Source organism: Trichocoleus desertorum AS-A10, from assembly GCF_039962155.1.
Classification (GTDB): Bacteria; Cyanobacteriota; Cyanobacteriia; order FACHB-46; family FACHB-46; genus Trichocoleus.
In genome coordinates, this window is the sequence record NZ_JAMPKN010000009.1 from 190817 (window position 1) to 208679 (window position 17863).

17 protein-coding genes are annotated in these 17863 nt (G+C 49.4%); 10 read left to right on the forward strand and 7 right to left on the reverse strand.

All coding sequences use genetic code 11. The features are described 5' to 3' along the window. Nucleotides 1-114: 114 nt before the first annotated feature. Nucleotides 115-1134 (reverse strand): UDP-N-acetylmuramate dehydrogenase, encoded by a 1020-nt coding sequence (murB, locus tag NDA01_RS14655; protein WP_348228511.1) that lies wholly within the window; start codon nt 1132-1134, stop codon nt 115-117. A gap of 135 nt (nt 1135-1269) precedes the next feature. Beyond that, the gene (murC, locus tag NDA01_RS14660) at nt 1270-2841 is read right to left on the reverse strand and encodes a UDP-N-acetylmuramate--L-alanine ligase (protein WP_348228512.1); all 1572 of its coding nucleotides are present in this window, start codon (nt 2839-2841) and stop codon (nt 1270-1272) included. 508 nt (nt 2842-3349) lie between these two features. On the opposite strand from murC, the gene nadD reads away from it, so the two are divergent. The 3 genes from nadD (at nt 3350) to NDA01_RS14675 (ending at nt 5979) form a co-directional block, all read left to right on the forward strand. After that, nucleotides 3350-4045, forward strand: coding sequence for a nicotinate (nicotinamide) nucleotide adenylyltransferase (gene nadD / locus NDA01_RS14665; protein ID WP_348228513.1), 696 nt, complete (start codon nt 3350-3352; stop codon nt 4043-4045). Between the two features lie 399 nt (nt 4046-4444). Further along, complete coding sequence (locus tag NDA01_RS14670) at nt 4445-5458, forward strand: type I glyceraldehyde-3-phosphate dehydrogenase (protein ID WP_190431740.1); 1014 nt, start codon at nt 4445-4447, stop codon at nt 5456-5458. Between the two features lie 185 nt (nt 5459-5643). Then, a complete protein-coding gene (locus NDA01_RS14675; RefSeq protein WP_348228514.1) occupies nt 5644-5979 on the forward strand; it encodes a cupin domain-containing protein in 336 nt (111 codons plus the stop codon). On the opposite strand, the gene thiL is transcribed toward NDA01_RS14675, so the two are convergent. From thiL to NDA01_RS14690, 3 genes are all read right to left on the reverse strand, one after another. Further along, nucleotides 5976-7034 (reverse strand): thiamine-phosphate kinase, encoded by a 1059-nt coding sequence (thiL, locus tag NDA01_RS14680; RefSeq protein ID WP_348228515.1) that lies wholly within the window; start codon nt 7032-7034, stop codon nt 5976-5978. The genes NDA01_RS14675 and thiL overlap by 4 nt on opposite strands. A gap of 62 nt (nt 7035-7096) precedes the next feature. Continuing rightward, nucleotides 7097-7402, reverse strand: a complete 306-nt coding sequence (locus tag NDA01_RS14685) for a hypothetical protein (RefSeq protein WP_348228516.1) — start codon at nt 7400-7402, stop codon at nt 7097-7099. Nucleotides 7403-7483: 81 nt separating this feature from the next. Beyond that, a complete protein-coding gene (locus tag NDA01_RS14690; RefSeq protein ID WP_190431736.1) occupies nt 7484-8614 on the reverse strand; it encodes a peptidylprolyl isomerase in 1131 nt (376 codons plus the stop codon). A gap of 324 nt (nt 8615-8938) precedes the next feature. Here NDA01_RS14690 and efp point away from each other — a divergent pair, with 324 nt between their 5' ends. The 4 genes from efp to NDA01_RS14710 all read left to right on the forward strand — a co-directional run bounded on the left by efp (nt 8939) and on the right by NDA01_RS14710 (nt 11716). After that, nucleotides 8939-9502 (forward strand): elongation factor P, encoded by a 564-nt coding sequence (gene efp / locus NDA01_RS14695; protein ID WP_190550537.1) that lies wholly within the window; start codon nt 8939-8941, stop codon nt 9500-9502. Between the two features lie 111 nt (nt 9503-9613). Next, nucleotides 9614-10153 carry an acetyl-CoA carboxylase biotin carboxyl carrier protein gene (accB, locus tag NDA01_RS14700; RefSeq protein ID WP_348228517.1) on the forward strand — a complete coding sequence of 180 codons (540 nt, stop codon included), beginning with the start codon at nt 9614-9616 and terminating at the stop codon, nt 10151-10153. A gap of 390 nt (nt 10154-10543) precedes the next feature. Next, complete coding sequence (locus tag NDA01_RS14705) at nt 10544-10942, forward strand: four-helix bundle copper-binding protein (protein WP_348228518.1); 399 nt, start codon at nt 10544-10546, stop codon at nt 10940-10942. Nucleotides 10943-11023: 81 nt separating this feature from the next. Next, a complete protein-coding gene (locus NDA01_RS14710; protein WP_348228519.1) occupies nt 11024-11716 on the forward strand; it encodes a thioredoxin-like domain-containing protein in 693 nt (230 codons plus the stop codon). 45 nt (nt 11717-11761) lie between these two features. Here NDA01_RS14710 and NDA01_RS14715 read toward each other — a convergent pair whose 3' ends face one another. After that, complete coding sequence (locus tag NDA01_RS14715) at nt 11762-12331, reverse strand: DUF981 family protein (protein WP_431193407.1); 570 nt, start codon at nt 12329-12331, stop codon at nt 11762-11764. An 87-nt stretch (nt 12332-12418) separates the two neighbouring features. After that, entirely contained in the window at nt 12419-13357 is a 939-nt protein-coding gene (locus NDA01_RS14720; RefSeq protein ID WP_348228520.1) for a carbohydrate ABC transporter permease, read from the reverse strand. Between the two features lie 115 nt (nt 13358-13472). Between NDA01_RS14720 and purN the strand changes: the two genes are divergently transcribed. The 3 genes from purN to NDA01_RS14735 all read left to right on the forward strand — a co-directional run. After that, complete coding sequence (purN, locus tag NDA01_RS14725; protein WP_348228521.1) at nt 13473-14198, forward strand: phosphoribosylglycinamide formyltransferase; 726 nt, start codon at nt 13473-13475, stop codon at nt 14196-14198. Nucleotides 14199-14462: 264 nt separating this feature from the next. Next, a complete protein-coding gene (locus NDA01_RS14730) occupies nt 14463-17636 on the forward strand; it encodes an MFS transporter (protein ID WP_348228522.1) in 3174 nt (1057 codons plus the stop codon). Nucleotides 17637-17766: 130 nt separating this feature from the next. Continuing rightward, nucleotides 17767-17863 (forward strand): transposase-like zinc-binding domain-containing protein (locus tag NDA01_RS14735; protein ID WP_431193408.1); only part of this gene is annotated, 97 nt, incomplete at its 3' end.

Here is a 17863-nt window from a genome sequence, read left to right on the forward strand (position 1 = left end):
CTCCTTAGAAGCAATTTTGTTAGAGCTACAATTTTCTGAAGTCTTCAGCAGACAACTAAGCAGAAGCATCAAGCTAAACAGTAGCCTTGCAGCCATGTCTAGCCATCAGCCAGTTTAGGCGAGTTGAAACTCTCCTAGCATTTTCACTTCTGGCTCTAAGCGCAATGACCAATGTTGTTCTACTTGTTGCTGCACATAGCGAATCAGCTGAAAAATGTCGTAGGCAGTCGCACCACCACAGTTAAGAATGAAGTTGGCATGGCGCTGAGCAACTTGCGCTCCCCCAATCCGATGTCCTTTCAATCCTGCTTGTTCAATTAGCCAACCAGCGGTTTGGGGTCCAGGATTGCGGAATACACTTCCACAACTAGGGAGGTGATAAGGCTGACTAGTCTGGCGCTGCTTTAAGTGAGTGGTTGTAGCTGCCATTACCTGAGCGGGATCAGCTCCTAGTTTTAATTGCAGCGTTGCTTGGGTGACTAAGCGGCGATCGCCTTGCAGCGCTGAGGTGCGGTAGTTGAAACCCAAATCGCCAGGTAAAAGGATTTCTGTCGTGCCATTGGGTAAAAGCACATGAGCATTGACTAAAACATCAGCAGTGCAATCTCCGTGTGCTCCTGCGTTCATCACCACTGCACCGCCTAGAGTGCCTGGAATTCCCACCGCCCATTCCAGACCTTCCCAACCCCGCTCTGCAGCTTGCCAAGCTAGACGGACTAGTGGTTCTCCGGCCCCAGCCGTGATTTGACCTGTTTCGGCATCAAAGTGAGCGTGGCGAAAATGCCTGGTGCAAATGACCAAACCGGGTAAACCGCGATCGCTGACCAACAAGTTGGAGCCTGCTCCTAGCAAGGTAACAGGCAACCCCTCTTGGTTAGCCCAATCGATGCTGGCTTGCATTTCCTCTGCTCGTCTCGGGGAAACAAACCATTCTGCGGGTCCTCCCACTCGAAAAGAGGTGAAGGGTGCTAAGGAGACTTGAGGTTTAATCAGACACTCGGTAGCGGGCAAGCGAATCGGTGAGTATTTCAAGGGATCAGGCTTGGGGGGAGCAGCCTCAGTTTTGGGTGGGATGTTTGGTGTGATAAAGGTGGAAGGCTTCAGAATGCTAGGCGGATCTTGGGAAAGAGTCATGATGGTCCAACTGCTCCATGCCTACGGGCCTAAGATGAAAGACTGGTTTCCGCTTCTCCAGGTTGTGGCCAACCCTGGTACAGCAATCTTTCATTCATCGTGAAACTGCTATGCGGTGATGGTTCATAGTGAACATCAGAAAGAGGTTTGGTCGCACCTTTCTTGAGATATGCTTTTTGCGGCACGCTCCTGAAAGGCCATTAATTCCGGGATAATTTGGTTTAAGTTACCAGCCCCCAGAAATAAAGCCAAGTCTCTTGGTTGCAGCGTTTGTTCCAAAAAGCTTTGGACTGCTGCCAACGAAGGTTGAAAAACCACGTGAGCATGGTGGGCCGCGATCGCATCTACGACCTGTTGACCCGTCAGATTGTCTGGTTGGGCTTCTCCGGCAGCGTAGATGTCTGTCACTACAACTACATCCGCATCCTGAAAAGATTCAGCAAACTCTGCCAAAAAAGTTTGAGTGCGGCTGTAGCGGTGCGGTTGAAATACAGCAACGACTCGCCTCTGATGGGCAGTGGGCAATTCGGTCGCCTGTAGATGAGCGGCTGCTAGAGTGGCTCGAATTTCGCTCGGATGATGGGCGTAATCATCAACAAATAAAACCTCGTTGTATTCACCGCGATATTCAAAGCGACGCCGTGCCCCTTCAAAAGTCGCAATCGCTGGAGCTATCTGGGCAAAGCCTAGGTTTAGAAGTCGGCCCACAGCAACAGCTGCCAACGCATTACTCAGGTTGTGCTGGCCCAACAGTTTGAGGCTGAGTTCTCCCAGTAATTCACCCCGTTCCCAGACTTGAGCCTTGGTCCCGTTGGCTTGATAGGTGACGCAGTCTACCGTGTAGTCAGCACCCGATTCTCGATGCAAGCTATAGGTAATGGCTGGTTGGAGCGCATCTCGAACCGTGGCACAATCGATGCAACCGATTAAGGTTTTGCAGTGGCTAGCAAAGGTTTTGAATGTTGAAATCACCTCGTCTAACGTGCTGTAGTGATCCGGGTGATCCAATTCAATATTAGTGATAATGCCAATCTGAGACGAGAATTTCACGAGAGAGCCATCCGACTCATCCGCCTCAGCGACTAAGTAAGGTCCTTCTCCTAAGCGGGCATTGCCTTCCCAAGCTTTCACCTCTCCCCCCACTACAATCGTGGGGTCCAAGCCTGTCTCCAGCAGCAAATGGCCAATCATACTGCTGGTCGTGGTTTTACCATGAGTTCCAGCAACGGAAATACTTTGGTAATCCTGGATTAAGGCCGCTAGGAGATCAGAGCGATGAAAAATTGGACAGCCTAGTTCTAAAGCAGCGCGATATTCTGCATTGGCTGGGTTAATAGCTGTGGAACAAATTACCTGAGGCAACAGGGCAGTATCGGTACTACTAGATACTTTGCTGGTAGTGGACCGGGTTTCTTTCGCTCCCCCCCCATTTTTCCCATTTGCCGCGATCGCCACAACTGCTGCTGGCAATGCGTCACTTTTAGATGATTCAGCTTGTCGAAAAAACTCTAAATTCGTGGCATCTTGGCTCCAGAAAATGTGCGCTCCTAAATCTTGCAAGCGCTGAGTAATGTGATTTAACCGAATATCCGAGCCAGAAACAGGTAGCCTACGCTTTGCCAGAACGTAAGCGAGGGCCGACATTCCAATTCCACCGATTCCAATGAAATGAAATGGCCTCCCGCTGAAATCAACAGAATTCAGCATTTTAGCTCCTTACACACCACACCACACCAATAACACGCGATATCATATCAAGAATTGCTTTTTAGCGATACAGTCCGCCAAGCATTTACTTCTTTAGAGAAAGAACGTCTTTTCGAAACTTTATCACTCTAAATTAGTTGTTCCGATTGCTCCCACTTAAGGGATTTTTTTGTCCTGGGACTGTTTTTATCTTTACTCGCCTAGGGCGTTATAGATCCGGAAATCTCCTGAAAAAACATCGTAAGAATCAACTTTTCAGGTTTATAGCGAGTTGATCTCGACGAAGATGATTTGCTATAAGAATTCTTCAGTAATTCCTAGGAATTCCGCGATTTTTCATCAAATCTTCTGCATCCTACATCTAGCCTTTATAGTTGCAACTAGGGTTTGTACGGAGATCAGCCACTGCATTGAGCTGGCATCACGATTGTGGCAACGTAGTGTTACAGAACGGTGACTGAGTTTGAGATCCAAGCGAATTGACGCTGAGAAAAGCAGCCAGTTTAGCATGCAGAAAGTGGCAATTTTGGGTGGGACATTTGACCCAATTCATTGGGGGCATTTGGTCATGGCTGAGGCAGCATTGCAGCAAGCCGCTCTGGACCAAGTGATTTGGGTGCCAACCCGCTTAGCACCGCACAAAGCTCAGCAACTCGGATTGAGTTTTGAGCATCGACTGCAAATGGTGCAACAAGCGATCGCCGATCATCCCGCTTTTACTGTCACCCAGGTTGAGGCTAATCGGGTGGGACCTTCTTTTGCCACCACAACTCTGCAAGCTTTACAAGAACTTCATCTACAAGTTCAGTGGTACTGGATTATTGGTTTAGATGCCTTTCGAACTTTGCCACGCTGGTATGACCACGCCAAATTAGCTGCGACCTGTGAGTGGTTAGTTGCCCCTCGCTGTCAACCTTCTAATTCCTGTAGTCCAGATTCCTGTGGTTCAGGCAATGATTTAACAACTCCAACGACTGAATTGGGTTGGACTACGGAAATGATCGCTAGCTGTGAGCAAGTTATTGCGGTCATGGCTCAGCAATCTATTGCCATCCGCTGGCAGCGTCTTCCTATGCCTGTTATGGGTATCTCTTCGAGCTTGATTCGCCAATACTGCCGAGAGCAACGCTCTATTCGCTATCTAGTTCCAGAGGCAGTTAGAACTTACATCACTGGCTATCAGCTTTATCAGAACCATGACTAAGGGCGATCGCCGAATCAAAATTCAAAGCTTATTGCTTGGTCGGGTTTTGTTGTGCAAGACAACGGTTTTTTAGGTCATGGCTTTGCTACTTGTTTCTAGCACTCTCAGTGATCAAGCCAACTTTGCAGCTTTTGTCCCTGAGATCTCTACAGGCACAAAATAGGTTGAGATCCTGAATCAACGTTGTCTGAAATTCAAGAGAACTTAGTAAAGAAACGACTGGGAATGGAAATTGGTAAATTCTCAGTTAAATCCGGAAAATTTCTTGAATTCACTCATTTATTAAAATTTTTAGCGGGTGCTGGGGAACGGATTGGGAGTTCGAAATAGGCATCCTTTGCGATATGATCTGGGTCATTACTCGCTATCCGACTTTAGTAATACAGAGGGCAAGACGCAGTGATTAGAGTAGCGATCAACGGCTTTGGACGCATCGGACGTAACTTCATGCGATGCTGGATCGGCAGAGAAAATAGCCACATTGAAGTAGTCGCTATTAACGATACCTCTGACCCAAAAACCAATGCCCACCTGCTCAGATATGACACCATGTTGGGCAAATTCGACGCTGATATCAGCGCGGATGACAACTCCATCACTGTTAATGGCAAAATTGTCAAGTGTGTATCTGACCGTAACCCAGAAAACCTGCCTTGGGCAGCCTGGGATATTGATTTGGTTATTGAATCCACTGGCGTCTTTACTAGCCGTGACGGAGCTTCTAAGCACTTGAAAGCTGGTGCAAAGAAAGTATTGATTACAGCTCCTGGCAAAGGAGATGATGGCACCTTCGTCGTGGGTGTAAACGACAAAGACTACGACCCTGTCAAGCATGTCATTATCAGTAACGCGAGCTGCACCACTAACTGTTTAGCCCCTGTTGCCAAGGTTTTGCATGAGAACTTCGGCATCGTCAAAGGCACCATGACCACCACCCACAGCTACACTGGGGACCAGCGGTTGTTGGATGCTAGCCACCGGGATCTACGTCGGGCACGGGCTGCTGCAATGAACATTGTGCCAACCACCACTGGTGCGGCTAAAGCGGTAGCGCTGGTTCTACCCGAACTCAAAGGTAAACTCAACGGTATTGCTCTGCGTGTCCCTACCCCCAACGTTTCCATTGTGGACTTGGTCGTAGAAGTTGAGAAGAACACGATCGCTGAGCAAGTCAATGAAGTGATGAAGGCTGCCTCTGAGGGTGCGCTAAAAGGTATCTTGGCGTATAGCGATCTGCCTCTAGTTTCTACCGATTACCGAGGTACTGACGCTTCCTCCATCGTGGATGCTGAGCTGACTATGGTGATGGGCGGCAACATGGTAAAAGTTGTCGCTTGGTATGACAACGAGTGGGGTTACAGCCAACGTGTGGTTGACCTAGCTGAAACCGTGGGCGAGAAATGGCAAGGCTAGACAGACGCTGATGCGTTCTAGCCCAGTACTTGGCGCGATCGCTCTCACCTAAAATTAGAGTTTAGAGGTGCAGTGATTCGTCAAGCGATCGCAACTCCATCTGCTGAAGCAACTGTTATCTACATTCAGATCTGGGACGTTCGACAAGAGCGTCCTTTTTTGTAGCAACTAGTAATTAAACCTGTATGAAACTGACCACTCTCAACCACCTGCCTGAAGAACAGGTTTCTCATAACCCGGCCATTAAGAAGAAAGTAATGCTGCGGTTGAACGACCTGCCGCACTTGATCAACTTTGCTCAGGCCTACTTTGCTCCGGGGCAAGTTGCTACAGCACATTCCCATGAGGATATGTGTGAAGTCTTTTTTGTCGAGGCTGGCTCAGGTGTGATTCGAATCGATGGGCAGGAACATCTCCTCCAACCAGGCACTTGTATCGCTGTGGAACCTGGGGAAGTGCACGAAATTGTAAACAACGGCTCTATAAACTTAGTTCTGACTTACTTCGGCTTACGCGCCTAGAAATGTTGGAAGCCTTTTTGTAGAGTCAGTGTTTCATCAGGCTCATGCCCCGCAGCGTCAACCAGTAAAACTTCAGGTTCCTTCGTTATCGTCCCTACGATCGCGGCTCCTAACCCTAACTGCTCAACCAAGGCTTGGGCTGCTGCTTGCTCTAGACACAACACCAATTCAAAATCTTCTCCCCCATATAACGCCCATTGCATCGCTTGTTCAGAGCTAACCCAACGAGTTAGAGCGGGCGGGATGGGGATTTGGCTCCGCTCAACCCTGGCACCCACGCTACTCATCCGACAAATTTGCACGATCGCGTCGGCAAGACCATCACTGCTATCCATGCCAGCGATTTTGAAAGGAGGAGAAAGCAAGGATGAGGGATGAGGGATGGGGGAGGAAGGAAGAAGATAAGGCAGAATGTCGAGGCGGGGGTTGGGGCGTTGGTGGGATTGAATGAGATAGGTGCGATCGCTCTCACTAAGCTCCTGACCTAGCTCAGGATGGAGTAGCAGTTCTAGACCTGCTCTAGAAGCACCATGCCAACCTGTCGCGACGATCGCATCTCCGGGTTGCGCGGTAGAGCGGCGGATCACCTGATGTGGTGCTACTTGGCCGAAGGCAGTAATCGCTAAGGTGAGAATGGGCGATCGCGTAATGTCTCCACCCACAATTGGAGTATTAAATCGCTGTAAGCAAGCAGTTAAACCTTGATAAATCTCTTCAATCCAGACAACAGGCGTCTCTCCTGGAGCACTCAAACCCACTGTAATGCCCAGGGGGGCTGCTCCCATCGCGGCTAAATCTGAGAGATTTGCGGCTGCGGCTCGCCAACCGACATCTGCTGGAGAAGTTGTATAGATATTGGGTGTTGCTAAGCCAACGCTAAAATGTACACCGTCTACTAATACATCCGTTGTAATCACCAGATCGAGTTGTGGGCGCGTCTGAAGCACAGCAGCATCATCACCGACAATTCCTTTAGGACAAAAGCGCTGCAAACGTTGCAGTAGGGCTTGTTCTCCTAAATCTCGGACTTTCAACCTGGATAAATCGTTGCTCACAGGTCGTTGTCTAGCCCTAGGGTCTGGTTTAGCAATTGATGTTTCACAAAGGACGCAAGTAATTAGCGTGCTGCATCACTCGGACGCAGTTTGGGAAAGCGATAGAAAGTATCACCGTCAGCGTCTACTTCTGGGATAGCGGTTAATACCTGCGCTTGGTGCTCTAGAAATTGTCGAGCCAATTCTGGATCTACTTTGGCCGCTGCCACCAGTTGAATCAGTGAAATATAGCCGTTGCCTGCTCCCAACTGTTGGTAGAAAGCATTTCTTAGCCGTTGCTGCTGTTGCTCACGCTGCATTGAGTTGACCAGCAATAGCACCACAAAAACACCCAGAGCGATCGCAAACACCAACTCGATGAGGACCATAAATGCAGTTCCTAGGGGCTACACAAGCAAAGGTAGAAAAGTTGTTTCACTCAACTCTTCTACCCACAGCATAACTAGTCCTCAAGCAGACTTAGGCTGAACCAGATTCTCTGCTCCCTTCATCACTTTGGCCGAGGTGATTTTGTCTCCAGCTTTCAGTTCGTCTAAAACATCCTTGCCTTCGGTCACGTAACCAAAAATTGAGTACCGACCATCCAACAAATTCAAGCCAGCGGGTGTGAGTTCTGGCTCAAACAGGAAGAAGAAGAACTGGGACGATCCGCCATTTGGATCATCACCGGGGCGAGCTAAAGCTAAAGCCCCAAAAGCTGAGAAGGGTAGTACTGGCAAATCTTTATAGCGGCCTGCATCTTCTAAGGTAATGCCGTAGGTGGGGGCATCATCTCCTTGAACCAAGACTTCGAGAGGCACCGCGCGGTACTTGCCAGTCGCGGGATCAATAAAACCTTCCGCTGGTCCGGGTGGATCCCCAATTTGCAGCACATAAGAATCTTCAGCACGGGTAAACTCTAAGCCATCGTAGAAACCCCGTTGTACTAGATCAACAAAGTTTCCAGCGGTCACAGGAGCGCTATAGCCGTCCACAACTACCGTTAGGGGGCCTTTGCTCGTTTCCACAACTACTGTGGCTCGCCCTTTTAGTTGAGGCAAGTTACTGTACTCTGCTGGCACTTCAAAGGGGAATTCCTGTACCATCGCTTCTTCTAACTCGCTCACATGATTGAGTAGTTCGGCTTGTTTCTGGCGAATTTGCTCTTTATCTTTAGACTCAGCCGCTGCTTGTAAATCAACAGCTTCTTGCTGCATTTCTGCGATCAGAGCCTCGGCTTGCTGCTGGCGATCGGGCGGAATACTGGCGAGTAAAGCGGCTTGATTTTTCTGGAGAATGGAAGCTGCTTTATTCGCATCCCTAGAAATAGCTCCCCAGCGGCGATTGGCTCGCAGTTGGGTGGTGATGTCTTCCAGGCTGGTTTGGACGTTTCTAATATCTTTGTTATTGATGGGCAAGGCATAGCGCAATAACGCCTTACCATCTGTAATTGCGTTCCCAGCAGGCAATCGGCTCACGCGATCAGCGGCCCATGCTGCTGGACTAAAGCTGACAGCAAGCGTCATCAGCAGGAACGCTAAGAGGCCTAGCTTTAGCCAGCTCTGGTGTGAAGTGAGCCGCGAACGATTTAAATGAAGCATAAACTCATCCCCGTGTGCCTTGTACTGGTTCCGGTGCGATTAATCTAGTCATGGAAATTCCATTTTTAATCTTGCCACAGTGTTTTGCCTAGAAGCTCTAGAGAGATTCAGAGGTAGATCCCAATCTGGAGCACTGGCAAGCTGGTTTTGATTTTTGACTGGTTTTGCTCTTTGATATATGGCAATCTCACAACCTACAACCTTATAAATCATTTAGGAATGCTATAGATCGGCAGTTTGCACAACTTCTGGAAGGGGGGTACTGGGAAGTACCCGCTCAGCGGTACAATAGGATGCCAATTGTTCTGCCCAGACACAAGATTCATGATCTCCAGTAATGACTTTCGACCCGGCGTCACTATTGAATTGGATGGCAACGTGTGGCGAGTTGTGGAATTTCTCCACGTTAAACCCGGTAAAGGATCTGCCTTCGTTCGCACCAAACTAAAGAACGCCCAAAATGGCAACGTTGTAGAAAGAACCTTCCGGGCTGGAGAGGTTGTGCCTCAGGCCAATTTGGAAAAGAGCACGATGCAACATACCTATAAAGACGGCGAAGACTTTGTCTTTATGGACATGGAGACTTACGAAGAAGGACGCTTAAGCGCTTCTCAGATTGGCGATCGCGTGAAGTACCTGAAAGAGGGGATGGAAGTCAACGTCGTTCGTTGGGGTGCCCAAGTTCTGGAAGTTGAACTGCCTAACTCAGTGGTTTTAGAAGTTACTCAAACCGATCCAGGTCTCAAGGGTGATACCGCTACAGGTGGCACTAAGCCGGCAATCGTAGAAACAGGTGCTCAAGTCATGGTGCCTCTCTTTATTACGATTGGAGAGCGCATCAAGGTTGATACTCGCAACGACACTTACCTAGGTCGGGAAAAAGACTAGAGCTGGGCTCAGTACTTTGTTGGCACTGTGCTAAATTGCACTGTTGACAATGTGTAATTAGTAAAGACGAGCTGATTGAAAATAGCTCATTGGATTGGGGTCATAAACACTGTGCAATTGAATTTTGAAGAACTCCGCAACCTACTAGTCACTCTGGGCCAGACTGATATTGGCGAGTTGACCATCAAAAGTGCTGACTTTGAGCTTACGGTACGCAAGGGTGTGCAAGTCAGTAGTCAAACAACAGCGATCGAGTCCACGGCTGCTGGTAGTGGTGGTGTTCCTAGTGTTGAGTTGGCCCCACCCATTGCAATAAACCCTGCACCATCCCCAGTTGCTCCTGAGTCTCGTCCCAGCATGGGAGCCACTCCTGCGGCGAGTCCTACAGTTGCCTCGGTAGATAAAAGCAAGTGGTTGGATGTCACTTCACCGATGGTGGGCACATTCTACAGAGCCCCAGCACCTGATGAGCCTCCTTTTGTGGACATTGGCGATCGCATTCGGAATGGACAGACTGTCTGCATCATTGAAGCCATGAAGCTGATGAATGAGCTAGAGGCTGAGGTGAGCGGAGAGGTGATGGAAGTCTTGGTTCAGAATGGCGAACCAGTTGAGTACGGGCAGGTATTAATGCGAGTTAATCCTGGCTAAGGCACTCGATAGTTCGTAGAAGTTAGATATTTCGACCTAGTTTTCTCCACGCTTTAATTTTTCATAAACTTTCATTTCTAAAGCATAGGGATGTGGCTTAAGGATTTTTAGCTCACAATTTGAACAACTTACAGGTGCAAACTAGCACCTTTTTTTGTCTAAAAAAGCTAAATTATCTCCACACATGCTTAGGAATTTTCTAATTCTGCTCAATAGGGCATGTCGCAGATAGCTTATCGATAGGGGGTTTCGCCTTCCATACCTCTATTTGCATAAATGCAATACAGATGCAGTTTGCTAATCTCTAACTTCAGAAGTGTTGCTTAGGAGCGATGAAAGTTTTTCTATTTCAGCCGATAAGCAAACTAGAAGAATTTAATTGTTTTTTAAATGACTTATCATCAATATCAATCTTTTTTAGATGCCATTAATCATTGCGCTTTAGAATGCCAAGCTTCTGCTGAAACCCAATCAACTGACTTAATAGAGTGCGCTAGCCTTTGTCGAGACTGTGCCGATCTTTGTTGGATCTGTGCCGCCACTTTGATGAATCGAGGACCGCGCTTTGTGGCTTTAATTGCTCAAGCCTGTGCTGATTTGGCAGATGTCTGCGCTAGAGAGTGCGAAAAATACTCAGACGATCGCCTGCAAAAATGTGCGATCGCCTGTGAACAAGTGGTGTTTGAATATCGACAAATTGCTGGCTTCTTATTTCTACAAGAAAAAAGTAAGGTATCACCTAGCCGCCAAGATTCTAGTCGCTGCTTTGCTGCCGCTTTAGGAAATTAGTGATTTCATCTAGCATGAGAGTAGCTGCGCCTTGCTTCAAGCAAAACAGCGACAAGACGGGCCAAGACTAGGTGAAACAAGGTGAGCAAATACCCAGAATCACGGCGACGTAGCTGCACATGGCAGAATAAGTTCCTAGCCAGCCGCCAAGCCCTCCTCTCTGTTGGGATAGTTGGGGCATTAGTGGCAGTAGGTTGTACGCAACAATCATCAGATACAGCTTCTCAGCAGATAGAGACTAAGCCCATGAGTCAGCAAAAGGCTCAGGCATCTACTGGAGATGAATTCTTTAAGATAGAAACCCCTGGCTCACCTTTGCCACCCCTATCTGCCGCTACTAAATTGCCTGGTACTGCCTTACCAAAGTTAGGCCAAGATCACGTTCCTGAAACTGAGAAAGTTAAGTACAACTCTAACCCTCCCACTTCTGGTCCCCACTATGTCATTTGGGCGCAGTGGGGCATCCATGCTAAAGCGCCATTGGACGAAAGGTTGGTTCACAATTTAGAGCATGGTGGCGTCATTATTAGCTACAAGCCTGAGCAGATCCAAGGCCAAGTGCTAGAGCAAATCAAAGCTCAGGTCCGAGACCTCAGCAAAAACAATCCCCGAATTATTTTGACCCCTCGCCCAAATCTGGATACAGCGATCGCGCTGACTGCCTGGGGCTATTTGCAGAAGCTCGATCGCTACGACCCATTAGCCGTCACAGCTTTTTATAATGCCCATATCGCCCGGGGGCCAGAGTGTCAGAACGGCTTATGTCCTAACTAGCAGTCTGATTGAAGCGGAGCCGAAGAGCGCTATCCTATGCAAGACTTACGGCATTCCAGGAGGAACCCAGTTGCTAGAACCCTCCAAGTGGCCCCAATAAGCCATATAACCTGTAAACGCCCAAATTGCAGCGGCGATCGCCAGTACCCCAACCCCTGCTAAGCGAAACGCTCGGTTGGTCCGCCAATACAGCGCAGGGGCAGCACACACCCCACCCAAGCCAGTCAGGATAAAGCCTAGGCCAGAAATCAAGGGGCGACGAGTCATTTCTAAGTCGATGATCCGGACACCAATCACGATCGCGGTTACACCAGCAAAGAAAGCGTAAATCGCGACAGTCAAAAGATCCCAGCCTAGGGCTAAGGCCAGCGACGCACCCACAAACAAAATGCCAAATAGAACCGTCGTCTCACCAAAGGCAATGTTGTAGCTACCTCGAATCGGCCAATGCCAAATCATATGGAATCCGGTAGAAAGGGCGATCGCTCCCACCATACCGAAACCAGGAACCCAACGTTTCGGGTTAGGATGCTCAAAACCTTCATAAACAAAGCTAGCCAATAAAACCAGCCCTGCCGTCAGGTTAATCAGCATCAATGTGATGTAGTTAATCAAGATGCAGTTCCTCCTGTAGGGATGGGTTGATTGTAGAAAATCTCAATGCAGCGGCCAAGTATTGTTAACGAGTTCAATGCCAGCGGGCTATTCGCTCCAAGTCTGCAACTGTAAATAAACCAGTACTGACGTAGCGCCTAGCAGCACGGTGGCAGCAGCGGCGGCATAGCCAAAATCAAATTGAGCAAACGCTTGCTCATAGATGTAGTAGACCAACAAGTTGGTGGAGTTGAGCGGTCCTCCTTCAGTGATCACATACACCTGCTCAAAGCTCCGCAGCGTGAAAATCACTGTTGTAATCGCAGCAAAAATTAAGGTAGGTCTCAATCCTGGTAGCGTGATATGCCAAAACTGCTGCCAAGCATTAGCCCCATCCAGTTCCGCCGCTTCGTAGCGATTGACTGGAATGGTTTGCAACCCCGCCAAAAACACCACCATATTGAAGCCGAGTTGCTTCCAGACACTCAGCAGAATCAGCACAGGCATCGCCCAAGTCGTGCTACCCAGCCAAGTAATCGGCTCTAACCCGATCGCGCCGAGTAAAGTGTTGATCGGTCCTTCGGTTTGAAACAGCCACCGGAAACCTAGCCCCACCGCTACCAGCGAAGTAATAGACGGAATAAAATAGGCAGCTCGGAGCAATCCTTGTAAAGCAAAGGTTCGGTTTAGGAGTACCGCCAAACCCAAAGCCAGGACTAAGCTCGGAATCACCGTCGCCACCGTGAAATAAAGCGTATTTCCCAACACCTGCCAAAAATCGGGATTGAGCAACAAGCGCCAGTAATTGCTGAAGCCAATCCAGTGAGTGCCAGTGCGAGTAAAGCTCCCCGCCGTGAAGCTGAGGTAGACCAAATAAGCGATCGGCCCCAAGACAAAGATGCTCAGGAGTAATAGAGCAGGCGCTAAGAATAACCAAGCCGCGATCGCGCCTGACTCATTTTTATCCACCCAGGTTTGGGAATCTGCCTGAGGCGCAGTTGGGCTGTCCTGATGAGACACTTGGCGACGAGACGACCACAAAGACATAGCAAGTTTCTACTGACAAGCGTGGGATGCAAGAACCCTGCTGTTACAATTCTGAGACTAGCGCTTAGTCAGCGACTACGCTAGCGCAATTTTCGAGCGATCTTTTCCTGATTTCATGACTTCTCACTCTGCGGTGCCTACTTCCAGCCCGGATTCTATCCCTAGTCTCGTTTCACCGACTCTGGTTGCTTCTACATTCGCCACACCTGCGGCAACTCCTTTAAGGTTAGGTGTGATGGCTTCTGGTTCGGGCAGCAACTTTGAGGCGATCGCTCAAGCCATTGCTGATGGCCAGCTGCATGCCAAAATCCCAGTTTTGATCTGCAACAATCCTAGTGCCAAGGCGTTGGAACGCGCAGAGCGCTGGGGAATTCCTTCTGTTTTATTAGATCACCGTACTTTTGCATCGCGTGAAGATCTCGATCGCCAAATTGCAGAAACCCTGAAGCAGCATGGCGTGGAATGGGTGATCATGGCAGGTTGGATGCGACGGGTGACGCAAGTGCTGATTGACGCATTCCCCAACCAGATGCTAAATATTCATCCCAGCTTATTGCCCAGTTTTCCCGGCATTCGCGCAGTAGAACAAGCGTTGCAGTCAGGGGTAAAGATTTCAGGCTGTACTGTGCACTATGTACATCTAGAAGTGGATAGCGGTCCGATTGTGATGCAGGCAGCAGTGCCAATTTTGGCGGAAGATACTCCAGCGATGCTGCAAGCTCGGATTCAAGTGCAAGAACATCGGATTTTTCCTCCCGCGATCGCTCTAGCAGCAGCACAGAAATCAGGCGTAGACCCCACCACATTTTTCTCAACTCCAGCGAATCACAAGGTTTCGTGACGACCCAGTTTGGTTAGTAAAAAAGTCTTGAACTAGCAGCAAATTCTGATCCCCCGGTTCGCCTTCCGTAAGAAATACGTCCTTAGAAATCCTCGCTGCATAACTTTATCCGCCTATAGAGTTCATTTCAGACTTCGGAGAGATGCTTTGTACCCTCTGAGTCGGAGATTCTGAGCGTGAGGGTTATTAGTTTTGCAGAAATATAGCGCTGGGATGCAGGCAAGCTCAGATTTGCGTGGATCTTAGCCTTAACGAGGGAAAATCATGTTTCACAATATAGGAATTGCACGGGAATTATTCCAGGGGCAATTCTGGATTGCGCAAGTGCCAGTGGATGGATCAGTCACCACTCCTGAAGAAGCCGCACTTGTCTTTTCAGGTCCCCAATTTTTTGTAGCTTTGATCGCAGGGCTAGTCTTAGCCTTTGCCATTCAATTAGTTCTAACCAACCTTTCTGTAGCCGCAGGAATTTCTTATTTAGGCCATCAATCTGACGACAATCAATCCAGCCACTCTAGCCATTCCAGCCACAAAGATTCAGGCAGTTTGGGCGGCACGATTCGCAAAATCGGTACTGCTGTGGGCCTATGGACTCTGATCACGGTCACTATTACCTTATTCATTGCTTGCTTACTCGCCGTTAAGCTGAGCTTGATTGAAAATGCTGTTTTAGGCGCAATTGTTGGTCTGGTTATTTGGGCTGCTTACTTCACGCTGCTAGTGTGGGTGAGCTCCTCAACGGTCGGTTCCTTAATTGGTTCGGTGGTCAACACGGCCACCTCAGGATTCCAAGCGGTTCTGGGCACTGCAACTGCCGCGATCGCGGGTAAATCTGCAAGTGACCAAGTAGTAGCAACCGCAGAAGCCGCAGCCGCAGCCGTGCGCCGGGAACTTACCGTCGGTATGGACCCAGTCAGCATTCGCGAAACTATTGAAGACTATCTCGATCGCTTGAAGCCGTCGGAATTGGATATTTCGCGGATTCGGGGTGAGTTTGAAAACTTAGTGAACACCCCAGAGCTAAAGTCTTTGGCTCAGAGTGCCGGTGGTGTGGGGGAATCTCTACGCGATCGCCTCAGCCACATCGACCGCCAAACCTTTGTCAACTTAGTTAGCAGCCGCACCGATCTTTCCAAGCGCGATATCAACCGCATCGTGGATCAGTTAGAAGGTGTATGGCAGCAAGTGCTGAGCCAGCAAGGTCAGCAAGATCTGATGGGGCAATTGCGAGATTATCTCTCTTCGGCTCAGCCAGAAAACCTACGTTCCAACGAGTTCAGCAACAAACTTGACCAACTGATTGCGGAGATCCGCCGTTCTAATCAAGGTGGCAGCCAACAGCAGCAACCTCCTGGCTTGATTGGGCGAGCTGCTCAGTTTGGTATGACTGCCCTCTCTGGCACTGTCCTGAGCCGCACTGACCTTTCTGACCTTGATGTTGAGAAGGTGATGGGTCAGTTACAAGGCTTCAAAGATAAGCTGGGCGAGCAAGCTAATAAAGTAGGTAGCCAAGTCGCTGAAAAAGCGCCTGCCGTCCCCTTCAACCCTATCCGAGCGGATATCGAAAACTACATCCTCAATTCCTATGCTTGGCATTTGAATCGAGAAACAATTAAGTACGAATTCCGCAACGTTATCTACGATCCGCAAGCCGATCCTGGTGTGGTGAAGCGGCAACTAGAACAGTTGAACCGCAGCTACTTTGTGGATCTGTTGACTCAGCGGGGCGATCTCTCTCCTGCTCGAGTGGGAGATATTGCCGACCAACTGGAAAGCATTCGCCAAGAAGTTCTCACCACTGCCACGATTGCGGCGGATCAAGAGGAATCCCAGGATCTTCGCAGTCGAGTCGAGAATTATTTGAGCTCTACTGGCAAAGCTGAACTCAGTCCCGAAGGCATTGAGCGAGACTTCCAAACTCTGCTAGAAGATCCTGAAGCGGGTTATGAAGAACTGCGCGATCGCCTGAACCACTTTGACCACGATACCTTGGTCCAGTTGCTGGCTCAGCGCCAAGACCTGAGTCAGGAAGAAGCTGATCACATTGTTAGCCAACTCGAAAGCACTCGCGATCGCGTTTTGGGCAACGCTCAGTCTGTGCAAGATCAAGCGGAATCAAAAGCGACTGAGTTGCGGCAGCGTCTGGAGTCATACCTGCAAAACACAGGCCGCTCCGAACTCAACCCTGAAGGCATCAAGCGCGACCTCCAAACTTTACTGGATGATCCCCAAGCTGGCTTTAGAGCCTTGCGTTGGCGTTTCTCCGCCGTTGATCGCGATACCTTTGTCAAACTGTTGGCCCAACGTCCCGACATTAGTGAGGAGGAAGCCAACCGCATCTTTGATCAAGTCGAAAGCAACTGGAACAACATTACCCATGCGCCCCAGATTGTTGTAGGCAAGACCAAAGAGCAATACGACAAAACCACAACTGCGATCGCCGATTACCTGCGGAACACCAACCTGCAAGAACTCGATCCAGTAGGTATCCAACGCGATCTGCAAACTCTGTTGCACGATCCCAAAGAAGGTACTCTGGCGCTGAGAAGACGCTTATCTCAAGTCGATCGCGAAACGTTGGTGCGATTGCTGAGCCAACGCCCTGACATCAGCGAAGAGCAAGCCAATCGCCTGGTAGATCAAACCCAAGAAGCGATCCGCAGCATTGTCAGAGCGCCGCGTCGTTTGGCTGCTCGGACTCAAGAGCGTGTGCGTGACTTCCAAGCCACCCTGGAAAACTACCTGCGTAATACCGACAAAGAAGAACTCAATCCAGAAGGGATTAAGCGTGACTTACAATTGCTGCTCAGCGACCCCCGCGCTGGGTTGGGTAGCCTAGGCGATCGCCTCTCCCATGTAGATCGCTCGACCATCGTGGCTCTGTTGTCTCAGCGCTCTGACATGACTGAGGCAGAAGCTAGCCGCATCGTCGATCAAGTCCTCTCCGTTCGGGAGCAAGTGCAAGCGCAAATCCAGAACATCCAAAACCAGATTCAATCGGTGATTGACGGCATTTTTGCTCGCATCCGCAACTACTTGAATGCCTTGGACCGTCCAGAACTGAACTACGAAGGCATCAAGCGCGATCTACGCACCGTGTTCGATGATCCACAAGCTGGATTTGATGCGCTGCGGTCGCGTCTCGGTCAGTTCGATCGCGGTACCTTAGTGGCACTGCTCAGTTCCCGCGAAGACATCTCGGAAGCAGATGCCAATCGCATCATTGACCAGATTGAAGGTGCCAGAAACAGCGTCCTCCAGCGGGCTGAACGCATTCAACACGAAGCTCAGCGCCGCCTAGAAGACCTGAAGCGACAAGCGCAGCATCAAGCGGAAGAAACCCGTAAAGCCGCTGCTACTGCTGCCTGGTGGTTATTTGGTACCGCCGCTGTCTCCGCATTGGCTTCTGCTGCTGCTGGGGCGATCGCTGTCGGTTAATTGATTTCCCCGGTTTAAATTTCACTCCAGACTACACCTCTCCCCACAAAGGAGAGGTTTTTTCATGCTTGTCTTGCTTCCTAATCTGGCGTTGCTGAAAAAGTAATGCTGACTTTGGCACAATGAAGGTATGAAATGTCCTCAATGTCACTCCACTCACACGGCTAAAAACGGTCACCGTCGCGGCAGACAGTGCTATCAGTGCAAGCAGTGTGGTCGCCAATTTC